The organism is Neisseria sp. HMSC065C04, assembly GCF_001815375.1.
Classification (GTDB): domain Bacteria; phylum Pseudomonadota; class Gammaproteobacteria; order Burkholderiales; family Neisseriaceae; genus Neisseria; species Neisseria flavescens_D.
The window spans coordinates 134388-151028 of record NZ_KV820411.1; the positions used below are offsets into that span (position 1 = coordinate 134388).

At 51.9% G+C, this 16641-nt stretch carries 13 protein-coding genes; 7 read left to right on the top strand and 6 right to left on the bottom strand.

What is annotated here, in order from left to right; all coding sequences use genetic code 11:
• Positions 1-3 precede the first annotated feature (3 nt).
• Positions 4-633: a C40 family peptidase gene (locus HMPREF3022_RS05760; RefSeq protein ID WP_049332615.1), complete on the bottom strand. Its 630-nt coding sequence runs from the start codon at positions 631-633 to the stop codon at positions 4-6.
• A gap of 259 nt (positions 634-892) precedes the next feature.
• On the opposite strand from HMPREF3022_RS05760, the gene hslO reads away from it, so the two are divergent.
• Positions 893-1789: an Hsp33 family molecular chaperone HslO gene (gene hslO / locus HMPREF3022_RS05765; RefSeq protein ID WP_049332612.1), complete on the top strand. Its 897-nt coding sequence runs from the start codon at positions 893-895 to the stop codon at positions 1787-1789.
• Between the two features lie 172 nt (positions 1790-1961).
• Here hslO and tyrS read toward each other — a convergent pair whose 3' ends face one another.
• From tyrS to ppc, 4 genes are all read right to left on the bottom strand, one after another.
• The gene (gene tyrS / locus HMPREF3022_RS05770) at positions 1962-3257 is read right to left on the bottom strand and encodes a tyrosine--tRNA ligase (RefSeq protein WP_070765245.1); all 1296 of its coding nucleotides are present in this window, start codon (positions 3255-3257) and stop codon (positions 1962-1964) included.
• Positions 3258-3332: 75 nt separating this feature from the next.
• The gene (locus tag HMPREF3022_RS05775) at positions 3333-5192 is read right to left on the bottom strand and encodes an acyltransferase family protein (protein ID WP_049332609.1); all 1860 of its coding nucleotides are present in this window, start codon (positions 5190-5192) and stop codon (positions 3333-3335) included.
• 483 nt (positions 5193-5675) lie between these two features.
• Positions 5676-6767, bottom strand: coding sequence for a redox-regulated ATPase YchF (ychF, locus tag HMPREF3022_RS05780; protein WP_049330669.1), 1092 nt, complete (start codon positions 6765-6767; stop codon positions 5676-5678).
• A 140-nt stretch (positions 6768-6907) separates the two neighbouring features.
• Positions 6908-9610, bottom strand: coding sequence for a phosphoenolpyruvate carboxylase (gene ppc, locus HMPREF3022_RS05785; protein ID WP_070765246.1), 2703 nt, complete (start codon positions 9608-9610; stop codon positions 6908-6910).
• Positions 9611-9797: 187 nt separating this feature from the next.
• Between ppc and HMPREF3022_RS05790 the strand changes: the two genes are divergently transcribed.
• The 6 genes from HMPREF3022_RS05790 (at position 9798) to HMPREF3022_RS05815 (ending at position 14998) form a co-directional block, all read left to right on the top strand.
• Positions 9798-10262 (top strand): cyclic pyranopterin monophosphate synthase MoaC, encoded by a 465-nt coding sequence (locus HMPREF3022_RS05790; protein WP_004519536.1) that lies wholly within the window; start codon positions 9798-9800, stop codon positions 10260-10262.
• A 49-nt stretch (positions 10263-10311) separates the two neighbouring features.
• The gene (locus tag HMPREF3022_RS05795; RefSeq protein ID WP_210399658.1) at positions 10312-11058 is read left to right on the top strand and encodes a HesA/MoeB/ThiF family protein; all 747 of its coding nucleotides are present in this window, start codon (positions 10312-10314) and stop codon (positions 11056-11058) included.
• Between the two features lie 186 nt (positions 11059-11244).
• The gene (locus tag HMPREF3022_RS05800) at positions 11245-11589 is read left to right on the top strand and encodes a CidA/LrgA family protein (protein WP_070765248.1); all 345 of its coding nucleotides are present in this window, start codon (positions 11245-11247) and stop codon (positions 11587-11589) included.
• A 5-nt stretch (positions 11590-11594) separates the two neighbouring features.
• On the top strand, positions 11595-12287 hold the full coding sequence (locus HMPREF3022_RS05805; RefSeq protein ID WP_141756501.1) for an LrgB family protein: 693 nt from the start codon (positions 11595-11597) through the stop codon (positions 12285-12287).
• Between the two features lie 42 nt (positions 12288-12329).
• Entirely contained in the window at positions 12330-13550 is a 1221-nt protein-coding gene (gene argJ, locus HMPREF3022_RS05810; RefSeq protein ID WP_070765250.1) for a bifunctional glutamate N-acetyltransferase/amino-acid acetyltransferase ArgJ, read from the top strand.
• Positions 13551-13627: 77 nt separating this feature from the next.
• Positions 13628-14998, top strand: coding sequence for a chloride channel protein (locus HMPREF3022_RS05815; RefSeq protein WP_070765251.1), 1371 nt, complete (start codon positions 13628-13630; stop codon positions 14996-14998).
• A 75-nt stretch (positions 14999-15073) separates the two neighbouring features.
• On the opposite strand, the gene ubiB is transcribed toward HMPREF3022_RS05815, so the two are convergent.
• Entirely contained in the window at positions 15074-16585 is a 1512-nt protein-coding gene (gene ubiB / locus HMPREF3022_RS05820; RefSeq protein WP_070765252.1) for a ubiquinone biosynthesis regulatory protein kinase UbiB, read from the bottom strand.
• Positions 16586-16641 lie beyond the last annotated feature (56 nt).

The following is a 16641-nucleotide window of genomic DNA, read 5'->3' on the forward strand; positions in this document are numbered from 1 at the left end:
ACCTCAATTCAAGAAACGGGATGGATCGTTTTTCTTCACGCGACGGGCAAAGGCGTATTTTCCGTTCCAATATTTGTGGCCAAGGCTGGTAATTTCGATACGTTTGCCCGTTCTCGGCGCGTGAATGAAATTGTTGTTGCCGATGTAAAGGCCGACGTGGGAAATACGGCCGCGACCCATGGTGCGGAAAAAGACCATGTCGCCCGGCTGCAACTCGGAACGGTTCACGGCAACGCCCATTTGCGCTTGTTCGGCAGAGGTGCGCGGCAGGTTTACGCCCATGGCGCGTTTAAAGATGTGTTGCATGAAGCCGCTGCAGTCAAAGCCGGTAGAAGCTGATGTGCCGCCGTAGCGGTAGGCCACGCCGAGCAAGCCCATGGCGCTGCCGATTAACTCATCTGCATTGCCCGAAGGTGCGCGCGTATTGTTGCTTGAGGCAGGATAGGTATTGGTGGGATGGACAGGGGTTGCCTGACGCGTATTGCCGTAAACGTTGGCGTTGTCGTTGAATTGGTTTAAAACACGCTGACGGGTGGTAATCAGGTTTTCCAAATCATCGGCGTAAGAAAAATTGACGCTCGCAAGCATGGCGACCGAAGTCCAAACTGCTGCGAGCCGGAGTAAAAAATTCATTATAAAACTTCCGTTTCAGAAGGCATTCCCTGCCGATTGCAGGCACATTGCCGGTTTCTGAGATGTTATCCCGTATCATTCTCTTGTTATCTGCTTGATTGTATTAAAAAACCGTCTTTTTGGCAAAAAAACTGCTGTTATTTTGCGTTAAACCCTTGTTTCCAAAAGAACTAGAAAAACATCAGGCGCGGTTTCGCTTGATTTATCCGCCGCTGCAACCATATAAGCGGCATTCATTGATTTATTTTCAGAGACTGACATGACACAAAATCACAGCGATATCCGTACACGCTTTATCTTTGACGATATGCCTATCCGCGGCATGCACATCCGCCTCGAAAAGGTTTGGCAACACATCGTCAACCAAAAACATTATCCTGTCGCCATCCGCCGCGCTTTGGGCGAGTTGCTGGCCGCCGGCTCTTTATTGTCTGCCAACCTTAAAAACGAAGGCACGCTGATTGTTCAGGTTCAAGGTCAGGGCCGTCTGAAAATGTTGGTGGTGGAAGCGACTTCTGAAAATACTGTCCGTGCTACCGCGCGTTGGGACGAAACCGCTGAAATTCGTGATGATGAAAGCCTGACTGCGCTGTTGGGCGAAAACAGCGTGTTCGTTTTGACCCATCAGCCTAAAGATGCCGACCCATGGCAAGGTGTTGTGCCGCTGGAAGGCGACAGCATTGCGCAAATGCTGGTCAACTATATGAAACGTTCCGAGCAGCTCGATACCTATATTACGCTTGCCGCCGACGACCAAGCCGCAGGTGCATTATTGCTGCAACGCCTGCCTGAAGAAGAATTGGATGATGCCGCGTGGGGACATGTGACTACGCTTGCGCAAACGCTTACTCCGCAAGAATTGACCGGTTTGGATGCGCATCACGCCCTTTACCGCCTTTACCATGAAACCCCGCCCCGCGTTTTTGAACCGGAGGCCATCGAGTTTGCCTGCACCTGCTCCCGCGGCAAAGTCAGCGATATGCTGTTAATGCTTGGCGGTCAGGAAGTCGGTGGCGTGGTGGCAGAACAAGGCAGCATTCAAATCGATTGCGATTTCTGCCATACCAAGTATGTGTTTGATGAAACCGATGTCAACGCTTTGTTTGGTGCGGATGTGGTGAATGCCGTCCGTCAAGAGAATGAGCGTTTGCAGTAAGCAGGGGATAAAAGTTTCTTAAGGAAATTGGCTTAATAGAAGGGCAGGTGTAATACCTGCCTTTTCTTTTTTGGAAAATTGAATGCTACCAATAGAAAATGCCGTCTGAAAAAAGCGTGGGCTGATTTCAGACGGCATGATTATTTTAAACGATGCGTTTAATGTTTAAAGATTATTTCCAAACCAACAAAGCGTGGTTGCGTTTGCCGCGGCGGACGATGGTGTATTTGTCGAAACGTTTGTGTTCGTCGGTCAGCATGTAGGCATCGTCAGGTTTTTCAGCGGCATGGTTCGGATTGTTGGCTTCAGCAGGTTTGCCGTTGAGCAAAACCGCTTTGCTGTTTACAAAACCGCGCGCTTCTTTGTTGGAAGACGCCAAACCGGTTTTCACCAAAGTCTCCACCACGTTGAGGCTCTCGGAAACTTCAAAAGTCGGCAGGCCATCGAGTGCCAGCTGCTCGAAGTCGCTTTCGGTAAGATGGCTTTGGTCTTCGGCAAACAGGCTTTCAGAAATGCGTTGGGCGGCGGCAAGGGCTTCTTCGCCGTGAATCAAGCGGGTCATTTCCTCTGCAAGAATGCGTTGCGCTTCTGGCTTGGTGCCGCTGGCTTTGTCTTTGGCTTCGATGGCGTCGATTGCTTCGATGGACAGGAAGGTAAAGTATTTCAGGAATTTATATACATCGGCATCGGCCACTTTCAGCCAGAATTGGTAGAACTGATATGGAGAAGTTTTCTTCGCGTTCAACCATACCGAGCCGCCTTCGGTTTTACCGAATTTGGTGCCGTCGGATTTGGTTACCAAAGGCAGGGTCAGGCCGAATACTTGTTTTTGGTGCAGACGGCGGGTCAAGTCGATACCGGCAGTGATGTTGCCCCATTGGTCGGAACCGCCGATTTCCAAAACCGCGCCATGACGTTTGTTCAATTCGGCAAAGTCGTAGCCTTGCAGCAGGGAGTAGGCGAATTCGGTGAAGGAAATGCCCACGTCGTCGCGCTCGATACGCTGTTTGACGGATTCTTTGTTCAGCATGGCGTTGACGGAGAAATGCTTGCCGATGTCGCGCAGGAAGTCGAGGCAGTTCATGCTGCCGAACCAGTCGGCGTTGTTGGCCATAATAGCAGCGTTATCGCCTTCAAAGCTCAAAAACGGTTTCAGTTGGTTGCGGATGCTTTCTACCCAGCCGGCAACGGTTTCGGCGGAATTCAAGCTGCGTTCTGTCGCTTTAAAGCTTGGGTCGCCGATCATACCGGTCGCGCCGCCCACCAAAGCAATCGGCGTATGGCCGGCTTGTTGGAAACGGCGCAATGCCAATACAGGCAGCAAGTGGCCGATGTGCAGGCTGTCGGCCGTCGGGTCAAAACCGCAATAGAGGGAAATTTTTTGTTCGTTTAGCAAAGCGTCTAAGGCTTCGATGTCGGTAGTTTGCGCGATTAAGCCACGCGATTGTAGGTCTTTGATGACGCTCATTGATGTCTTCCAAAAAAATTAGCAGTTTTACAAACTGCTAATTGTAGCAAATTTCATCGGATGAATGGCTATGGCTTACTGAAGAAGCGTGTGTTTTTCGGAAAAACGCTTGGCCAGTTCTCTGCCGCCGTAAGGGTTGATGTGGTCTCTATCGGAATAAACCGGCAATCCGTTGATTTTGAAATTGTGCGGAATATAGGCGACGGCATCGATAATGTGCACATTGGCATATTTTTCGGCTAATTTTTTGATGCGTTCGTTTCCTTTAAAAGTGTTTTGTTCATCAATAACAAGATTTTGACTAAATCCAGGTATGCGGTAAGACAGGATATAGGCGCGCAAGCCGTTGTAGGACAGGTTGGGATTGTCCAGCATCAGGTAAACGGCTTGTTTTTCTGAAGAAAGTTTTTGCAACATGAGGTCGAATTTTTTGAAAAAATCGGCATCGTAAGCAAGGGAGTGGCTGTTTTCAGGCATTTGGCTGCCCCAGCGCATGGCCAAAAGCACTTTTGAGTATTGGGGTAGATGTTCTTTGGCATACTCGTAAACGGCACGGCAGGAGGCGTTCTGTTTGAATATGGGCGCGGCATAACCTTCTACATAGGCACAACTGTCCGCCGTGACCATCGTTGCCGACCATTTTTCTTTTTTGCCGACGGTATCAAAAAACGTTTTATATTGGTCGGCATGCGAATCGCCCAAAATCAGTAATTCCGGCTGTTTGTCGGTATCGCCCCAAATACACTGTTTGTCGGTGTTGTTGTGACAAGAAGTGTAGGAACGTGCCAATCCCATGCGGTCGTATTGCTCCATAAACGGGAGCTTCATGGCAAGAAAAGGCGTAATGGCCAAAACAAGCATGGGGACGGCATAAACCCATGTCACAGATTGGGCAAAAGAGCCCTTCCAGTTTTTAAACGGCTTCTCGACAAAATAATAAGAAAGCAGAGAGAGTGCAAACATTAAGACAATCGCGACCGCAGTCGAATAGGAAGGCAGATTGTTTGAACCGATGTATCTCATAAAAGCCAATACAGGCCAATGCCAGAGATATAGTGAATAGGAAATCAAGCCTATGCCGACAGTAATCTTCCATTGGAAAAATTTTTTCAGCCGGTGTTCAAATTGATTGAAATAAATGAATGCGGCGGCGGCCAAACAAGGAATGATGGCGGCAGGCCCCGGGAAATAGGCAGTTTTTTCCGTATAGGTAAACAGGCAGGCAAACAGTACGCATACGGAAAGTAATGCGCCTGCCGCCGCATATTGTTTGCCGGTATCCAGCGCTTGTTGTTGCCGGTATTGCATCCACACTGCCGTCAACGAGCCGATCAGCATTTCGCAGGCGCGCAGGTGGGGAAGGTAATATTTATCCAGTGCAGTCGGCATAAAAGAAGCCAAAATGCTGAATACGCATAGCGTGATGAGGAAGGCAAACTGAGTGCACCAGCTTTTGCGGACAACCAGTAACAGCAATATCGGGAAGACGAAATAATACTGTTCTTCGACCGATAAAGACCAAATGTGAAGCAAAGGTTTTTCTTCTTGTATGGGGTCGAAATAGCCCTGACCCTTTGCAAAAAAGATATTGGAGATGAACCCCAAGGTGGACAGGGCTGTCCTCCATAAAAGGGAGAAATCATCTTTGGTGAATAAAAGAAAGCCGCATATCAGCGTTACCGTCAATACGGTAAAAAATGCGGGCAGTATCCGCTTGATACGGCGGATGTAAAACTTTTTGAACGAAAAAATCCCACTGCTCATTTCACGATGGATAATCATCGTGATCAGAAAGCCGGAAATAACAAAAAAGATATCAACACCAAGAAAGCCGCCAGGCAGCCAGTTTTTTTCAATATGGAAAATGACAACGGATAGAACAGCAACGGCACGCAATGTATCAATATCTGGGCGGTAAGATAAAACTTTGCTCATAATATTTTGATTTTAATTAGTTTATTTTAATGGCGTCGTCTGAAAAGTGATTCCTGCCGAGAATAGCAGCATTTTGGAGGTCAGCCATCGTTTGTCAGTACTGGGCAGTTTGTTTGCCTTCTTAGAATGATTGCTGATGATATGCGTTTGAATAGGATTAGATTAGAGTAGGAATACAGTTGATAGTTTCAACATAGTATTTAATATGTTGTTTTATAATGAATCAATACGATGTGGTATTGTTTAATTTTTTATTGTCATATCAATGATATTGTTATTGATGATGTAACCTTGTGCTATTTTTAGGTAAGGTGTTGGCAAGAGATGAGAGATTTAAAGAGAGAAAAATTACGGGCTATGCCCGCATTTATTATGGAGATGATGTCTTGTTTTGTTGATATTTCAAAACATGAGGCTGTCTGAAAATAAATTCAGACGGCCTTAATCTTAGAAAAGGCCGTCTGAAAAAACGTTACGCTGGGTTTATACGTTAAACAGGAAGTGCATCACATCGCCGTCTTGTACGACATATTCTTTGCCTTCTACACGCATTTTGCCGGCTTCTTTGGCTTTGGCTTCGCCGCCTAAAGCGATGAAGTCTTCGTAGGAGATAACTTGGGCGCGGATGAAGCCGCGTTCAAAATCGGTGTGAATTACGCCGGCGGCTTGTGGGGCTGTGTCGCCTTTGTGGATGGTCCAAGCGCGGACTTCTTTGACACCGGCGGTGAAGTAGGTTTGCAGGCCCAAGAGGTCATAGCCGGCACGAATCAGGCGGTTCAGGCCCGGTTCTTCCAAGCCCATTTCAGCGAGGAATTCAGCTTTCTCGTCGTCTTCCAGTTCGGCGATTTCGCTTTCCATCGCGGCGCAGACGGCCACAACCGGCGCGTTTTCTTTTGCAGCCAATTCTTTCAGGCGGTCGAGGTGCGGGTTGTTTTCAAAACCATCTTCGGAAACGTTGCCGACGTACATGGCAGGTTTGGCAGTCAGCAAGAACAGCGGCTTGAGCATGGCGAGTTCTTCTGCGTCCAAACCGAAGGAGCGTACAGGCTTGCCTTCGTCCAGATGAGGCAGCAGTTTTTTGCACAGATCGACCAGTTTTTGCGCGTCTTTATCGCCTGAGCGGGCGCGTTTTTCTTCGCGGACGATGGCTTTTTCGACGCTGGCGAGGTCGGCAAGTGCCAACTCGGTGCCGATGGTTTCGATGTCGGCAATCGGATCAACTTTGCCTGCAACGTGGACGATGTTGTCATCGTCAAAGCAACGTACAACGTTAACAATCGCGTCCGTCTCGCGGATGTTGGCAAGGAACTGGTTGCCCAAGCCTTCGCCTTTGCTTGCGCCTGCAACCAAACCGGCGATATCGACAAATTCGACGATGGCAGGCTGCATTTTTTGCGGATTGACGATTTTTGCCAATTCGGCCATACGCGGATCGGGGACTTCAACGATGCCGACGTTGGGTTCGATGGTACAGAAAGGATAGTTTGCCGCTTCGATACCCGATTGGGTCAGCGCGTTAAAGAGGGTGGATTTGCCGACGTTGGGCAAACCGACGATGCCGCATTTCAAGCTCATGGTTTTTCCTGAAAAGATAAAAGTTTAACGGCGGATTATAGCATATTGTGGAGGTACTCAAAACAGCCGCAATGCTGGTGTGTTCTTATAATAAAAGGCCGTCTGAAAACTGTTTCAGACGGCCTTTTTTCCGTGCTGCCTTAACCGGTATTACGCAAACCTTGCGCCACGCCGTTGATGGTCAAGTGAACCATCAGCAGGGCGTGCGGATTGTCGGGCTCTTTGCGCAGGCGTTTGAGCATGGCGACTTGCAGGCCGTTGAGGGCGTTCAAATATGGAATCCTCAAGGCAAGCGAACGGGCGAGGCTGCGGTTGTCGCGCAGGAGCTCTTCGGTTTGCAACAAGTCGAGCAGTGCTTTGCGGCTGCGTTGGTATTCTTCCTTGATCATGCCGAAGATGACTTTTGCTTTATCGGGCGATTCGCTTAAACCGGCATAGTTTTCTGCCAAGGTGATGTCGGTTTTCGCCATCACTTGCTCCATATTGGAGAGCATGGCTTGGAAGAACGGGTTGCTTTGGGCGTGTTCGCGCAGGGCGGCGAGCGTTTCGGGTTTGCCTTCGCACAAGGTTTCCACTGCGCTGCCGAAACCGTACCAAGCCGGTAGCATGAGGCGGTTTTGCATCCATGAGAATACCCACGGAATCGCGCGTAAATCCTGAATCCGCGCCAAGGTTTTGCGGCTAGCGGGGCGGCTGCCGAGGTTGAGGGTGGCGATTTCCTGAATCGGGCTGGTTTGCAGGAAATAGTCGATGAAGTCGGGGTGGGTAATCAGTTCGCGGTAGTATTTGAACGATACGTCCGACAAATCCTGCATCAGTTTGGCATCAGGGTCTTTTTTATCCGGCAGGATGCTGGCTTCCAAAGTCGCAGCAACCAAGGTTTCCAAGTTGCGTTGGGCGTTGCCCGGGTCGGCGTATTTGGCGGTAATGACTTCGCCTTGCTCGGTAATGCGGATTTGTCCGGCAACACTGCCTGCGGGTTGCGCCAAGATGGCTTGGTAAGAAGGGCCGCCGCCGCGACCTACGCTGCCGCCGCGGCCGTGGAACAGGCGCATGCGGACATCGTATTTTTTGAAGAGTTCGACCAAGCCCAACTCTGCTTGATACAGACACCATGAGCTGGTAACGTAGCCGCCGTCTTTGTTGGAGTCGGAGTAGCCGAGCATGATTTCTTGGATGTTGCCGCGGCTTTCGAGCAGGGCATCATACCAGTCGAGGCGGAACATGGTTTCCATGACCGGACAGGCGTTTTCGAGCGCTTCGATGGTTTCAAACAGAGGCACGATGTTGATGCGGCTGTGCGGTTTGCCGTTTTCCACTACCAACAGGCCGCTTTCTTTCAGCAGCAATGCCAAGGCGAGCAGGTCGCTGGGTTGTTCGCAGTTGGAAATAATGCTTTGCGTAACGGCATCTTCGCCAAATTCGTCTTTGATTTTGCGCGCTTCGTTGAAAATTGCCAGTTCGTGGCGGGTATGGTCGCTGTATGTGATGAACGGGCTGTACAGCGGACGTTGATGGCTCAATTCGCGCAACAGGGCGGCTTGTTTTTGCTCTTCGTTCAGGCTGTTGTAGTCTTCCAAGCCTGCGTGTTGGAAAAGCTCGGCAACCACATCGGCGTGTTTGCCTGCGTGTTGGCGCAGGTCGAGCGGCATCATGTGGAAGCCAAACACGGACACGCTGCGGATAATGTCGGCCAGACGGCCTTCTGCCAGCAGTTGGCTGCCGTTTTCGTGGAGCGAGCGTTGCAGTTTTTTCAGGTCGTTGAGGAACTCTTCAACCGTGGCATAAGGCTCGAGGAAGCCGAATTTGCAGCCCATGCCCAAACCGAGTGAGCGTGCCTTGCCCATGGCGCGTGCCATGATGTAGGCGATGGCGCGGCGGTAGGGTTCTTCGGTGCGGGCGATTTCTTCGTCAGGCGAGAGGGCGGCCAGTGCCATCACGTCGTCGTTGACTTTGACGCGGCGGATGGAGAGTGGCAATTCGCGGTAAAGTTTGTCGAGTTCGCCGCGATAGAAACGGAACACTGCGTCGGCATGCCGTCTGAACGCAAAACGCAAGGTTTCGGCAGAAACGAACGGGTTGCCGTCGCGGTCGCCGCCGATCCAGCCGCCGATTTTAAGGATATTCGGAACGCGGACGCCGGGATAGGCCGTCTGAAAATCACGTTCCATTGTGCGGTAGAGTTTGGGCAGGGCTTCAAAGAAGCTCATTGGGAAGATGGATACACCGTTGTTGATCTCGTCGTTGACGCTGAGTTTGTGGCGGCGCGTTTCGCTGGTCTGCCACAAGCCCAAAAGGACTGTGTCGATTTCGCGGCGCAACTGAGCCAGCGCTTCGGGGTTGGTGCAGCGTTCGCGTTGCGGCAGCAGCGCGCGGATACGGCGGTTGAAGCTCAAGACGGTTTGGCGTTGCACCTCGGTCGGGTGCGCAGTCAAAACGGCGGTAACGACTGTATTGTCCAGTTGTTGTTGCAACGCTTTGCCGTTGACTTTTCCGGCTTTGAGCTTGCGCACGGTTTCCGTCAGGCTGCCTTCGGCACTGTTGTGTCCGGCCTCTTCGTGGATTTGGCGGCGGCGTTCGTGGTGCACGTCTTCGGCGATGTTCAAAATCTGTGCGAACAGACCGCAGGCCAAGGTTAAATCGTGGGTTTGTTGTTCGTCCAATTGCGGCAACACCTTTTCAATCAAGGCGGCGCTGTCGTCTGAAGTCGATAATAACTTAACGGTTTCGACCACCAAAGGCGACGCTTCCTCATGCAGCAGATTGAAAAGAGACTGTTTTAAAAATTCCGCATCCGCCGCCAGAGCGGCATCTTTTGGATTGTTTAAGATATGCAGTTGCATGATTTTTCTCTTATTTAAATGTTAATTTGGGTTTGTCCTGAATCCATTGTATAGCAAATTTTTGTAAACTGCCAATGCTGCCGTCCGATACATTTCAAACTGGAAAACGGCCGTCTGTATCCGCCGCGTGGCCGGTGTCTGTAAAATGCCGTAAAATATTGCCCATCAAAACAGAGGCGAGAAACCCATGATTGAATTTCCCAACCAGCCCGATTTTCCTGAGCAACACACCGCCGTCGCCGTCGGCACCGTCAACATGAGCCAGCAGGCGATACGGGTGTTGATAGAGAATGCCACCGAAAAGGCAAGTATCCTGACCATCGCCCGCGTTGCCGCCATTCAGAGCATCAAACAGACCGCCAACCTGATTCCGCTACACCTGCCCGGCCGTATCATCGGCGTGCAGGTTGATTTCGATATTAACGTTGAGCTGGCTTGCCTGAAGGCCACGCTGACCGTCCAAGCGAACAGCAACGGCAGCATTGCCACCGAAGCCCTGACCGGCCTCAATTTGGCGCTCTTGAGCGTTTACGACATGATGAAAGACGTTGACCGCAATATGATGCTCAGCGGCATCCGCCTCGAATCCGAAACCAGCAGCGAAGGCCGTCCTTTCCTGTTTGACAACGCCTACGAAAATATTAATTTCTAAACCACTCAGGCCGTCTGAACGTTGGGTTTCAGACGGCCTTATTGTTATGATGAACGATCAACAACTTTTGCGGTTCAGCCGCCATATCCTGCTTGATGAAATCGGTATCGAAGGCCAAGAAAAACTCTTGGCCGCCCATGTGCTTGTTGTCGGTTGCGGCGGGCTGGGTGCGGCGGCCTTGCCGTATCTTGCCGCCGCCGGTATCGGCCGCCTGACGATTGCCGATGCCGATACCATCGACGAGACCAACCTTCAACGCCAAATCACGTTTACCGAAGCCGACATCGGCAAAAACAAAGCTTTGGTCATGCAAGGCCGTCTGAAACAGATCAACAGCCAAACACACATTACAGCCATTGCCGAATTTCTCGATGAGGCTAAGCTTGTCGAATTGGCAAACGCCGCCGACATCATCCTCGATTGTTCCGACAATTATCCCACACGCCAGGCGGTCAACCGCGCCGCCGTTGCCACGCGCACTCCTTTGGTTTCCGCCGCGGCCGTCGGCTTTGACGGACAAATCGCCGTGTACCGTCCCGATTTTCCCGATACGCCCTGCTATGCCTGCCTGTTTGACGGCGAACAAGCCAGCGACGGCGCTTGTGCATTATTCGGCGTTTTTTCGCCATTAGTCGGCGTTATCGGAACGACCCAAGCTGCCGAAGCGCTTAAAGTGTTGATCGGTATCGGTACGCCGTCGCATGGCAAACTTTCTACCTATAACGCGTTGAGCGGAAAATGGCAGCAATACGGGGTGAGACGTAATCCCGAATGCCCGGTTTGCAGCGGCCGTTAAAGACAAAAAGCAGGGTAAGGGTTTCAACATTGCCTAAGTCAATCCGTTAGAGTAATCATACTTATCTTTCATTAAACTTGTAGGAAGCCGTTTCTTCCCTTTTCAGACGGCCTGTGGCACGATATGATTCAATGATTAATAAATTTTTTGAGGCCGTCTGAAAAAGGATAAGGAGAAACCGGCTTAATGAATATTATTCGTGCTTTATTGGTGGTATTGGGTTGCCTGGCTTTGGGCGAGGCAACCGTTTGGATTTTGGGGTTGAAGCTGCCGGGCAGTATTGTCGGCATGGCTTTGCTGTTTGCCGCGCTTCAGGCAGGCTGGGTCAAATTGTCTTGGGTGGGAGAACTGGCAGATATTTTGATGGCAAACCTGACTTTGTTTTTGGTGCCGCCTTGCGTGGCCGTCATCAGCTATTTGGACGTGATTGCAAACGACTGGTTTTCGATTTTGACGGCCACAATCAGCAGTACGATCTGCGTATTGTTGGTGACCGGCAAAGTGCATGAGTGGGTCAGGAGGTGGATGTGATGAACATAGACGGGCTGTTGCGCATGCCCTCAGTCATGCTGTTCCTGACTTTGGCCGTATATGCTTTGGCAGTGCAGATTCGGAAGCGCACGGGGAATGTGCTGTGTAATCCGGTATTGATCAGTACGCTGGTGTTGATGGGGTATTTGAAGGTATTTACCATCGATTACGAGCTGTATCACGACGCAGCGCAGTTTATCGATTTTTGGTTGAAACCGGCAGTCGTATTGCTGGCCGTGCCGCTTTATCGAAATTGGGACCGTATCCGCAGCCAGTGGTTGCCGGTGGTGCTGTCGCAGTTGGCGGGCAGCGTGACAGGTATTGTTACGGGCGTGTATTTTGCCAAATGGCTGGGCGCTTCGCGCGAAGTGATTCTGTCGCTGGCTTCTAAATCCGTGACCAACCCGATTGCGATCGAAATCACGGCGTCTATCGGCGGTATTCCGGCGATTACGGCGGCAACGGTGATTATTGCCGGGCTTTTTGGACAGATGGCCGGATATAAAGTGTTGAAAGGGACGTTGTATATGCCTTCTTCAGTGGGAATGTCTTTGGGTACGGCCTCACATGCGATGGGTATTGCGGCGTCTTTGGAATACGGCCGCCGTATGGCCGCATATGCCGGCTTGGGCTTGACGCTCAACGGCGTATTGACGGCGGTATTGGTGCCTATCTTGATTCCCTTATTGGGCGTATAGCGTTTAGGCCGTCTGAAAATAGTGTAAACAGGAGAAAATGATATGGCTGTAAATTTGACTGAAAAACGTGCAGACGAATTGTTGGAAATCGACGGCATCCGTCTGTTTACAGGTCGTGCCGGCATCAAGCAACAAGACCGCGACGATTTGACGCTGATGGTGTTGGGCGGCGGACATACGGTGGGCGCGGTGTTTACGCAAAACCGTTTCTGCGCCGCGCCGGTGCATATCGCCAAGTCGCATCTGTTTGACCAAGACGGCGTGTGTGCCTTAGTCATCAATACGGGTAATGCCAATGCGGGTACAGGCGCACAAGGCCGTCTGGACGCGATTAAAGTGTGCGCGGCGGCGGCAGAGCAGGTCGGCTGCCAATCCAATCAGATTATGCCGTTTTCGACCGGCGTGATTTTGGAGCCGCTGCCTGTGGATAAAATCGTGGCCGCTTTGCCGCAAGTGCGCCCTGCATTCTGGTCGGATGCGGCCCGTGCCATCATGACGACGGATACTGTACCAAAAGCCGCTTCACGCACAGGCTTGGTCGGCGAGAAACACACAGTCCGCGCCACCGGCATCGCCAAAGGTTCGGGTATGATTCATCCTAATATGGCGACCATGTTGTCGTTTATCGCCACCGATGCCAAAGTGTCCCAGCCGATTTTGCAGCTGATGACGCAAGAAATCGCAGACGAAAGTTTCAATACGATTACCGTGGACGGCGATACCAGCACCAACGACAGCTTCGTCATTATGGCGACAGGCCGTTGCGGTCAGAGCGAAATCGACAATACCGCCGATCCGCGCTATGCCCAGCTTAAAGCCTTGCTCGGTTCGCTGGCATTGGAATTGGCGCAGGCGATTGTCCGTGATGGCGAGGGCGCAACCAAGTTCATCACGATTGAAGTGCAAAACGCGAAAACCCGCGAAGAGGCGTGCAAAGTGGCTTATGCCGTTGCCCATTCGCCTTTGGTGAAAACCGCGTTCTTTGCCTCTGACCCGAACTTGGGCCGTCTGTTGGCCGCCGTCGGCTATGCCGGTATTGAAGACTTGGATGTCGATGCTTTGAAAATGTGGCTGGATGACGTGTTGGTGGCCGAAAACGGCGGCCGTGCGGAAAGCTATACCGAAGAAGCAGGGCAAGCCGTGATGAACCGTCCGGAAATCACCGTCCGCATCGATTTGCAACGCGGCGATACGGAGGCGGTTGTTTATACCTGCGATTTGTCGCACGAGTATGTGTCGATTAACGCGGATTACCGTTCTTAAAAACCTTTATCCTTGTGTTCAGACGGCCTTTGAGAAAAACATCAAGGCCGTCTGAACACATTGACTGCGTGCCTATTATGAAATTTCCACAGACTTGGGCGGCGCGCCTCGCCCACAAAATCCGCCAAACCAAACGCCTGTCGAAAAAAAGCATGGCTTTTCTGTTTTTGCTGGTAGGCTCGGCGCTGGTTGCCCTGACGGCTTTGCTGTTTGCGCGTCTGGCGGATTTGGCTTTGGAATGGAATGCTTTGCTGGCGGGCAAATATCCGTGGTTTGCGTGGGTGGCCTTGCCGCTGGGCTTGCCGCTTTTGGCGTGGTTTACGCGCAAATTTGCGCCGTACACTTCCGGCAGCGGTATTCCGCAGGTCATCGCTTCGTTGTCTTTGCCGTATGGCGCGCAGAAAACCCGTCTGATTCGTCTGGGCGAAACCTTTTTTAAGATTCCGCTGACGTTTTTGGGCATGATTTTGGGGGCGTCGATCGGTAGGGAAGGGCCGTCTGTACAAGTGGGTGCGGCGGTCATGAACGCTTGGGGCGCGTGGTGTAAAAAGCACGGGCTGGCGTTTAGGGGTATGCAGGAAAACGATTTGATTGCCGCAGGCGCGGCCGGCGGTTTGGCGGCGGCGTTTAACGCGCCTTTGGCCGGCGTGGTGTTTGCCATCGAAGAATTGGGACGCGGCGTGATTTTGCGTTGGGAACGCCAAATCTTGATGGGCGTGTTGGCGGCCGGTTTCATTCAAGTGGCGATACAGGGCAACAACCCGTATTTTTCAGGGTTTCAAGGACACGAGCTGCCAAATATGCTGATGTGGGCCGCAGTGTCGGGCATCGTCTGCGGCGTGGCAGGCGGATTGTTCGGCAGCTTTTTGTATCGCGGCGCAGCGGCATTCGCACCGGTGCGCTGGCGCAGTTTCATCCGCCGTCATTTGTTGGTGGTTGCCTTTGTAATGGGCATTTTGCTGGCGCTGCTCGGTACGTTTTATCAAGGCAAAACCTATGGCACGGGCTATCACGAAGCCGCCGCCGCACTCAAAGGCGCGTATGAGGCACCAATCGGCTTGGCCGCCGCAAAATGGGCGGCAACCGTGTTCAGCTACTGGGCAGGCATTCCCGGCGGCATCTTCACGCCGTCGTTAACCATCGGCGCGATGATAGGCGAACACATGGCTTCTTTTGCGCAACTGGGCGACGCGTCCAATGTCGCGGTTTTGCTCTGCATGGCCGCATTCCTTGCCGCCGCGACCCAATCGCCGTTGACCGCCGCCGTAGTGGTAATGGAAATGACGGGCGGACAGAATTTGCTGTTTTGGATGCTGCTGACGTGCATCTTCGCTTCGCAAGTCTCGCGCCAATTCTCGCCGCATCCGTTTTACCATGCCGCAGGTTTGCGCTTCAGACGGCATATCGAAGCCGAAAGCGGACATGTTCCGCATGAGAAAAAAGAATAGATAGGCATATAAAAGGCCGTCTGAAAATCAGATTTCAGACGGCCTTTTATATGTCGTTTAAAGCTGTATTTCAGTTTACTTAAACAGCAAAATCAGCAATAAAACAACCGCAATCACAGCCAGCCACAGGCTTTGGCGTTGCTGTACTTTGACCAAATGCACATAGGCATCGCGCATTTCTTGCTGGCGGTTTTCGTCAACCAACGCATTGATTTTGCGCGGCAGGGAAGGGATGATTTGCGCCCAGTCGGGGGCTTCGTTTTTGAGGTTGCGCCAAAGGGCTTTGGGGCCGACCTGTTCGTTCATCCAGCGCACCAAAAACGGTTTGGCGGTTTTCCACAAATCCAAATCGGGATCAAGTTGGCGGCCCAAACCTTCGATGTTGAGCAGCGTTTTTTGCAGCAACACAAGCTGCGGCTGGATTTCGACGTTGAAGCGGCGGCTGACTTCAAATAGGCGCATCAGCACCAAGCCGAAGGAAATTTGCGAAATCGGTTTGTTGAACACCGGTTCGCACACGGCGCGGACGGCGGCTTCCAATTCTTCCGCACGCGTGTCGGCGGGTACCCAGCCCGATTCGATGTGGGCGGTGGCGACGCGGTGGTAATCGCGGTTGAAGAAGGCAAGGAAGTTGATGGCAAGATAGCGCTTGTCGTAATCGGTCAGCGTGCCGACGATGCCGAAATCGAGGGCGATGTAGCGGTTGTCGGCGGCGACCAGAATATTGCCGGGGTGCATATCCGCATGGAAAAAACCGTCGCGGAAGACTTGCGTGAAGAAGATTTCCACGCCGTAATCGGCAAGTTTGTGCAAATCAATGCCGTCGGCTTTGAGTTTGGCAATATCGGATACCGGCGTGCCGTCCATCCATTCGATGGTCAGCACGTCGCTGGTGCAGTAGTCGTAAAACACCTTCGGCACAATCAGCATATTGCTGTTTTGGAAATTGCGTCCGAGCTGGCTGGCATTGGCGGCTTCGCGCATCAAGTCCAATTCGTCGTGCAGGTATTTGTCAAATTCGGCCACCACTTCGCGCGGCTTCAAACGCTTGCCGTCTGAAAACAAACGCTCTACCCAGCCTGCACCAAAGCGCATCAGCGACAAATCCTGTTCGATAACGGGCAAAAGGTTGGGACGCAAGACTTTCACTGCAACCTGTTCGCCCGAATGCAGGCGGGCTTTGTGTACCTGGGCGATGGACGCGCTGGCAACAGGCTCAGTTTCAAATTCTGCGTATAAAGTGTCGATGGATTGGCCCAGCGATTTTTCGATTTGCGAGCGCGAAAGCTGCGCGTCAAACGGCGGTACTTTATCCTGCAGCCTTGCCAGTTCGATCGCGTAATCATGCGGAATCAAATCGGGACGCGTCGATAATACCTGTCCGAATTTGATGAAAATCGGCCCCAGGCTTTCCAACGCCAAACGCAGGCGCACGGCAGGCATTTCGTGTTTGAACTTGGACGACTGCGGCAGCATATTGAGGAAAGTCCGCGCCCAACCCGGACGGACCAGCGAGGCAATCAGCTCGGCAAGGCGGTAGCGGTAGAGCGTGCAGAGGATGGTTTTGATGCGTTTGAGACGGTTCATGATGGGCGCGGATAAATCGAAAAAACAGAATTATATAGGAAAAACGGGTAAGGGCT